The following is a 6,879-nucleotide window of genomic DNA, read 5'->3' as shown; positions in this document are numbered from 1 at the left end:
CGAGGTCATCGGCTCCTGGAAGATGAAGCTGATGTCGTTGCCGCGAATGTCGCGCAGGACCCGGTCGGGTGCGCCGATCATCTCGCGGCCCTCATATTGCACCGACCCCTCGACCAGCGCGGAATCACCCAGAAGCCGCACGGTGGACAGTGCCGTCACCGATTTGCCGGACCCGGATTCGCCCACCAGCGCCACCGTCTCGCCGCGGCCCACGTGAAAGCTGACGCCCCTGACGGCCGGGAGGATCTGGCCCTCTTGCGCGAAGCTGATGCGCAGGTCGCGCACCGCCAGAACCGCATCCGAGGGCGGCGCCGGCACCCGCCGCGCGCGTTCCCCGCCGGGCATCCCGCGCGCGGGGTCGTGGTTCTCGGCCACGGCGGCGGCGCTGGCGATGCCGGGGCGGGTCGGGCGCAGTTCGGCCTCGTCTTCGTCGCTCATGAAAAGGTCTTCCGCGGGTCGAAGGCATCGCGCACGCCTTCGAAGATGAAGACCAGAAGCGACAGCATGATGGCGAAGGTGAAGAAGGCGGTAAAGGCCAGCCAGGGCGCCTGCAGGTTCTGCTTGGCCTGCAAGGCCAGCTCGCCCAGCGAGGGCGCCGATGCCGGCAGCCCGTAGCCCAGATAATCCAGCGCCGCCAGACCGCTGATCGTGCCGGTGACGACGAAGGGCAGCATGGTCAGCGTGGCCACCATCGCATTGGGCAGGATGTGGCGGAACATGATCGTGCGGTCGCCCACGCCAAGCGCGCGGGCCGCCCGGACATATTCGAAGTTCCGCGCCCGCAGGAATTCGGCCCGGACCACGCCGACCAGCGCGGGCCAGCCGAACAGGATCGTGACGAAGACCAGCAGCCAGAAGCTGCGGCCAAGGATCGCGAACAGGATGATGATGACGTAAAGACCGGGGGTCGAGGCCCAGATTTCCAGCAGGCGCTGGAAGATCAGGTCGGTCTTGCCGCCGAAATAGCCCTGGATCGCCCCCGCCGCGATGCCGATGGTCGAGGCGATCACCGTCACGATCAGCGTGAACAGGATCGAGATGCGAAACCCATAGATCACCCGCGCCAGCACGTCGCGCGCGGTGTCGTCGGTGCCCAGCCAGTGATCCGCATCCGGCGGGCTTGGCGCCGTGCCGACATTGTTGATCGTCTTGAAATGATAGGGAATGGGCGGCCAGATCATCCAGCCCTGTTCATCCTTGGGCACGTCGCTGGTGCCGTTTCCGACCGCGGCGATCATCGCCTCGGGTTCATCCCAGCACGCTTCGCGCCCGCCGGTCACGATCAGGCATTGCACGGCCGGATCGCGATAGATCGCCTCGGTCCCGAAATCGCCGCCGAAGGCGGTTTCGGGATAGAAGCGGTAGGCCGGAAAATACAGCTCGCCCCGGTAGCTGGCGACGATGGGCTTGTCGTTTGCGACCACTTCCGCGAACATCGCCAGCACGAACAGCACCGAAAAGATCACCAGCGACCAGAAGGCGCGGCCGTTGCGGCGGAAATTGCGCCAGCGGCGGCGGTTCAGTTCCGACAGCGCCATCAGCCGCCCCTCGATTCGAAGTCGATGCGCGGATCGACGAAGACATACATCAGATCCGACAGGATGCCGACGACCAGGCTCATCAGGCCGAAGACGTAGAGCGTGCCGAAGATCACCGGATAATCACGCTGCACGGCGGCCTCGAAGCCCAGCCTGCCCAGACCGTCCAGCGAAAAAATCGTCTCGATCAGGATGCTTGCACCGAAGAACACGCCCAGGAACATCGACGGAAAGCCCGCGATCACGATCAGCATGGCGTTGCGGAAGACGTGGCCATAAAGCACGCCGCGTTCGGTCAGCCCCTTGGCGCGGGCGGTCATGACATATTGCTTGTTCACCTCGTCGAGAAAGCTGTTCTTGGTCAGCAGGGTCAGCGTGGCAAAGCTGGAAATGGTCGAGGCCACGACCGGCAGCGTGATGTGCCAGGCATAGTCCTTGACCTTCCCCCAGGTGGACAGATCGGCGAAATTGTCGCTGACGAGGCCGCGCAGGGGAAAGATCTTCCAGTAGGATCCGCCCGCGAACAGCACCATCAGCAGCACCGCGAACAGAAAGGCCGGGATCGCGTAGCCCATGATGATCACGCCCGAGGTCCAGGTGTCAAAGCGCGACCCGTCGCGCACCGCCTTGCGGATTCCCAGCGGGATCGAGATGATATAGGCCAGCAACGTGGACCACAGCCCCAGCGTGATCGAGACCGGCATCTTCTCGATCACCAGATCCACCACGCTGATCGAGCGGAACCAGGAGGTTCCGAAATCGAACCGCAGATAATTGCCCAGCATGGACAGAAAGCGCTCGACCGGCGGCTTGTCGAAACCGAATTCCCGTTCAAGCTGGGCGATGAATTCGGGCGGCAGGCCGCGCGCGCCCTGATAGTTTTCCTCGACCCCGCCGCCTCCGGCCTCGGCGCCCCCGCCCGAGATGTTGCGGAACACGTCGCCCTCGCCCTGAATCTGCGCGGCGATCTGTTCGATCGGGCCGCCGGGGACGAATTGCGTCAGGGTAAAGTTGACCAGCATGATGCCGATCAAGGTCGGGATGATCAGCAGCAAACGCCGCAGGATATAGGCACCCATCTGCCTGCCCTTCCGCCCACCCGTCGGGGTCTCGCGGGCCTTGACGGCCCTGTTTCGTTGTCAAGCCTTCTGGGCAATTCCACGCCGGAAATCAAGCGTCCCGGGCTCAGCGCAATGCGCCGGCCTGACGCAGCTTGTCGGCCTTTTCCTTGTCATACCACCAGAAATCCAGTTCCCCCAGCGAATAGGGCGGCAGGGTATCGGGACGGCCATACTGGTCGTAATAGGCGACCAGATTATAGCCGTTATACCATTGCGGCACCCAGAATTTCAGGCTGCGAAGGGCGCGATCCAGCGCCCGCGTCGCGGTTTGCAGCCTCTCGTTGCTGTCGGCGGCCTCGACCCGGCTGATCAGGGCGTCGATGGCCGGATTGGCCAGCCCCATCGAGTTGAACACATCGCCGACATTGGCGCTGCCGAAATATTGCTGCAAACCGGCGCCGGGAATCGCGTCCTGTCCCAGTTGATCGCTGATGATGTCGAAATCGTGGCTGCGGGCGCGGTTTTCGTATTCGGCATTGTCCACGCGCACGTTGCGCGCGTCGATGCCCAAAGCGCGCAGGTTCTGCACCCAGGGATTGATCACCCGGTCAAAGGTCTGGCTGTCATTCAGAATCTCCAGCGTCAGCGGCCGACCCTCGGAATTGCGCCGCATCCCGTCATCGCCGACGGTCCAGCCCGCCTCATCCAGCAGCGCCGCCGCCTTGCGAACATTGCGCCGGTCAAGCTGGCGTTCGCCGCTGGTCGGCGCCATCACCGCCTCGCCGGTCAGGACGCCCTTGGGCAGGTCCTTGGCCACCGGCTCCAGCAGCGCCCTTTCGGCGTCGGATGGCGTGCCGGTCGCGGCCAGGTCGCTGTTGTCCCAGAAACTGTTGACCCGCTCGTAGAGGCCGTAGAACAGCGATGCGTTGGACCATTCGAAGTTGAACATCAGCCCGATCGCCTCGCGCACGCGGATGTCCTGCAGGGTCGGTCGGCGCAGGTTCATGACCCAGGCCTGCCCCGATGCGATGCTGCCGTCGGGCAGCTTTTCCTTCTTGACCCATCCCCGGCTCAGCGCCGGAAAGTCATAGCGCGTCGCCCAGATGATGCTGCTGACCTCGCGCCGAAAGGTGTATTCGCCGGCCTTGAACGCCTCGAAGGCGGCATCGTAGTCCGAGAAATATTCGAACCGGATGCGGTCGAAATTGTTGCGGCCCTTGTTGATCGGCAGATCCGCGCCCCAGTAATCGGGATTGCGCCTGTAGATGACCTTGCGGTTGATGTCGGCGCTGTCAAAGACGTAGGGGCCCGAACCGATGAAGGGCTTGTCCATCGGCTGTTCCAGATCGCGCTGATTGTCGGCGAAATCCTTGCGGCTGAAGATCGGCAGGCCGCCGACCGACTGGATCACGTCGCGGCGCGGATAATCGGGGGTGAAGATGAACTTGATCGTGTTGGCGTCGATCACCTCGGCCTTGGCGACCTGCTGGCCGATCACCAGCCGGAACGATGACAGCCCCTTGTCGCGCATCGTCTCGTAGCTGAACAGCACGTCATAGGCGGTCAGCGGCGTGCCGTCGCTGAAGCGCGCCTCGGGCCGCAGATTGAAGATCACCCAATCGCGGCTTTCGGGATATTCCAGGCTTTCGCACAGCAGGCAATAGGCCGCGCCGACCTCGTCCGCGGTGCCGACCAGGATCGATTCCAGCATGACCGAGGACAGGACCGCAGCCCGGCCGCGAAAGGTGAAGGGATTGAAATTGTCGAAACCGGTCGAATTCGGGATTGCTTCGGAAATCTCGCCGCCCTTGGGCGCGTCGGGATTGACATAGGCAAGCTGCGTGTAATCGGCGGGCAGCTTCAGCTCGTCGAAGACGCCGATGCCGTAGGACTTGATGATCTTGTCGTCATCCTCCGATCCTCTTTCCTGCGACAGGGCGGGACCGGCGGCGGTCCCGGTGGCGAGGGCGAGGATCAGGACGAGATGGCGCATGTCGCGGCTCCGGCTGGACGAGGTTCGCACGACGCTAGGACAGCGCGCGGGGCCGGATCAAGCCGCGATTTCGTGAGCGGTCGGGGCGATCGCGGGGCCGCGGGCCGCGCCGGGCAGACGCCGCGCCGCGGACAGCCAACTTGCAGGCAGGCGGGGAAGCCCCGCTTTCACGCCCATGCGTCCGCACCGGCGCGGCAGGCCGATGATTGGCCCCGATCGCGGCGAAAAAGGGCGTGGCCCCGCCACGCCCTCTGTTCCGCTCCGCCAGTTCGAAAACGCAAGAAAGCGACTATTTCTGGGATTCCAGATAGGCGATGACATCGGCGCGATCCTCGGGCTTCTTCAGCCCGGCGAACGACATCTTGGTGCCCTTGACCACGCCCTTGGGGTCGGCCAGGAATTCCTGCAACGCCTCGGGCGTCCATTCGGCGACTTCCGAGGCGTGGGCGGTCATCGCATCGCTGTAGCTGTAATCCGGAACCGAGGCCACGGCCCGCCCGACAACACCGTTCAGGTAGGGACCGACGGCGTTCGAGCCGGTCAGCTTGTGGCAGGTCTTGCACTTTCCGAAAACCTTCTCGCCGGCGGCGGGATCGGCCTTTGCCATCAGCGCGGCGAAATCGATCTGCGGCTCTTGCGCCGCGCTGCCGGCGCTGTCGCTGGCGGCGCCGGCTTCGGGCACCGGGATCGAATAGGCCTGTGCCTGTTCCTCGCCCTCGGCCCCGCCTTCCTCGCCGGCGCCGACCTGATACAACCCGCCTGCGAACCAGTTGGCCAGCAGCAGGAACAGAAGCGCGCCGATCAGCGCGCCGGCAGCCTTGGTCAGGGTCATGGTGTTGAACATGCGTGCGGTCCCCGCTGGTAGCCTCTTCAATTCGCACCGTATCTATCCGCTTTCGCTTTCGGGGTTCAAGGTATAGTTACCCGCGCAGGGTCAAATTTCGGACAGCGGACCAGGACGGATGAACATCAACCGCATCGCCTTTCAGGGCGAACCCGGCGCCTACAGCCACGAGGCCTGCGTCAAGGCCCGCCCGCAGATGGAACCCCTGCCCTGCCGCACCTTCGAGGACGTGATCGAGGCGGTCCGCACGGGCGAGGCCGATCTGGCCATGCTGCCGGTCGAGAATTCGACCTATGGCCGGGTGGCCGATATCCATCACCTGCTGCCCGAATCCGGTCTGCACATCATCGACGAGGCCTTCGTCCGGGTCCATATCAGCCTTCTGGCCGTGCCCGGATCGCCGCTGACCGCGATCCGCGAGGCGATGAGCCACACGGTCCTTCTGGGTCAGTGCCGGGGCTTTCTGCGCCGCCACGGTATCCGCCCGATGACGGGCGCCGATACCGCCGGATCGGCCAGGGAGGTCGCCGCCCGCGGCAATCCGTCGCTGGCCGCGCTGGCGGCGCCGCTGGCGGGCGAGATCTACGGTCTCGACCGGCTGGCCGACCAGATCGAGGATCACGCCAACAACACCACCCGCTTCCTGATCATGGCGCGGCAACCCGACGACAGCCGCCGGGCGGACAGGATGCTGACCAGCTTCGTCTTCCGCGTCCGCAACATTCCCGCCGCGCTCTACAAGGCGATGGGCGGTTTCGCGACCAACGGCGTCAACATGACCAAGCTGGAAAGCTACATGGTCGACGGCGTCTTCTCGGCGACCCAGTTCTATGCCGATGTCGAGGGCCATCCCGACGATCCCGCCCTGCGGCGCGCGCTGGACGAATTGGGCTTTTTCACCTCGATGCTGACCATCCTCGGCACCTATCCGGCCGATCCGCTGCGCGAGGCGCAATCGCGGAGCGGGCCCGGGGATCAGACCTGAAGATCGGTCAGAAAGTCATTGATCCGCCGGGCATAGCGCTGATCAAGCTGGCCCTTGCCCAGCTTCGCGGTCTGCACCATCAGCCGGGCGCGCATGCTGCGCGGCCGCAGGCCGGTCTCGAAGATAAGACGCGACCGCGCGCGGCCCAGGGCCACCACGGTCGCGTCGATCGCGACATCGAAGGAATCGGATTGCCCGACCATGGACATCCGTTCTGGCCGATCATAGCGCGTGACCTCCAGACGAAGCTGACGCGGCTGTCCCCGCCAGTCGAAGCCGATCATCCAGCCCACGCCCGTTCCGGGCTCTTGCGCCGGATCGATCCGGGTGATGACCGCGCCGCGGCGGGTCAGCATCCGTTCGATGCGATCGAAATTTCCAACCGTGTCAAACAGATCCGAGGCAGCGGAATCGGTATCGATTCGGGTCGAAAACTTCATGCCTGCAATATTCCGTCG

7 protein-coding genes are annotated in these 6,879 nt (G+C 64.6%); 1 reads left to right on the top strand and 6 read right to left on the bottom strand.

The genetic code is table 11. From position 1 onward, the window contains the following. The 5 genes from B4A72_RS08390 to B4A72_RS08370 all read right to left on the bottom strand — a co-directional run. The coding region (locus B4A72_RS08390) for an ATP-binding cassette domain-containing protein (RefSeq protein ID WP_414692494.1) at positions 1 to 438 on the bottom strand (438 nt) is incomplete at its 3' end. Then, the gene (locus tag B4A72_RS08385; RefSeq protein WP_292978322.1) at positions 435 to 1,538 is read right to left on the bottom strand and encodes an ABC transporter permease; all 1,104 of its coding nucleotides are present in this window, start codon (positions 1,536 to 1,538) and stop codon (positions 435 to 437) included. The genes B4A72_RS08390 and B4A72_RS08385, both read right to left, overlap by 4 nt. After that, positions 1,538 to 2,617: a microcin C ABC transporter permease YejB gene (locus B4A72_RS08380; RefSeq protein ID WP_292955436.1), complete on the bottom strand. Its 1,080-nt coding sequence runs from the start codon at positions 2,615 to 2,617 to the stop codon at positions 1,538 to 1,540. Before B4A72_RS08380 ends, B4A72_RS08385 begins: the two co-directional genes overlap by 1 nt. A 106-nt stretch (positions 2,618 to 2,723) precedes the next feature. Continuing rightward, positions 2,724 to 4,592, bottom strand: a complete 1,869-nt coding sequence (locus B4A72_RS08375; RefSeq protein ID WP_292955439.1) for an extracellular solute-binding protein — start codon at positions 4,590 to 4,592, stop codon at positions 2,724 to 2,726. 289 nt (positions 4,593 to 4,881) lie between these two features. Continuing rightward, positions 4,882 to 5,436, bottom strand: a complete 555-nt coding sequence (locus B4A72_RS08370; RefSeq protein WP_292955442.1) for a c-type cytochrome — start codon at positions 5,434 to 5,436, stop codon at positions 4,882 to 4,884. Between the two features lie 118 nt (positions 5,437 to 5,554). Here B4A72_RS08370 and B4A72_RS08365 point away from each other — a divergent pair, with 118 nt between their 5' ends. After that, positions 5,555 to 6,421, top strand: a complete 867-nt coding sequence (locus B4A72_RS08365; RefSeq protein WP_292955445.1) for a prephenate dehydratase — start codon at positions 5,555 to 5,557, stop codon at positions 6,419 to 6,421. Here B4A72_RS08365 and B4A72_RS08360 read toward each other — a convergent pair. Continuing rightward, entirely contained in the window at positions 6,412 to 6,861 is a 450-nt protein-coding gene (locus B4A72_RS08360; RefSeq protein WP_292955448.1) for a hypothetical protein, read from the bottom strand. The genes B4A72_RS08365 and B4A72_RS08360 overlap by 10 nt on opposite strands. Positions 6,862 to 6,879: the final 18 nt, after the last annotated feature.

The organism is Paracoccus sp. UBA5162 (assembly GCF_002413585.1).
In the GTDB taxonomy this organism is placed as follows: Bacteria; Pseudomonadota; Alphaproteobacteria; order Rhodobacterales; family Rhodobacteraceae; genus Paracoccus.
This window is presented reverse-complemented; position numbering and strand designations above follow the sequence as displayed.

Coding starts and splice junctions, on each gene's coding strand:
- B4A72_RS08385 (WP_292978322.1), bottom strand. CDS start 1,538: ATGGCGCTGTCGGAACTGAACCGCCGCCGCTGGCGCAATTTCCGCCGC.
- B4A72_RS08380 (WP_292955436.1), bottom strand. CDS start 2,617: ATGGGTGCCTATATCCTGCGGCGTTTGCTGCTGATCATCCCGACCTTG.
- B4A72_RS08375 (WP_292955439.1), bottom strand. CDS start 4,592: ATGCGCCATCTCGTCCTGATCCTCGCCCTCGCCACCGGGACCGCCGCC.
- B4A72_RS08370 (WP_292955442.1), bottom strand. CDS start 5,436: ATGTTCAACACCATGACCCTGACCAAGGCTGCCGGCGCGCTGATCGGC.
- B4A72_RS08365 (WP_292955445.1), top strand. CDS start 5,555: ATGAACATCAACCGCATCGCCTTTCAGGGCGAACCCGGCGCCTACAGC.
- B4A72_RS08360 (WP_292955448.1), bottom strand. CDS start 6,861: ATGAAGTTTTCGACCCGAATCGATACCGATTCCGCTGCCTCGGATCTG.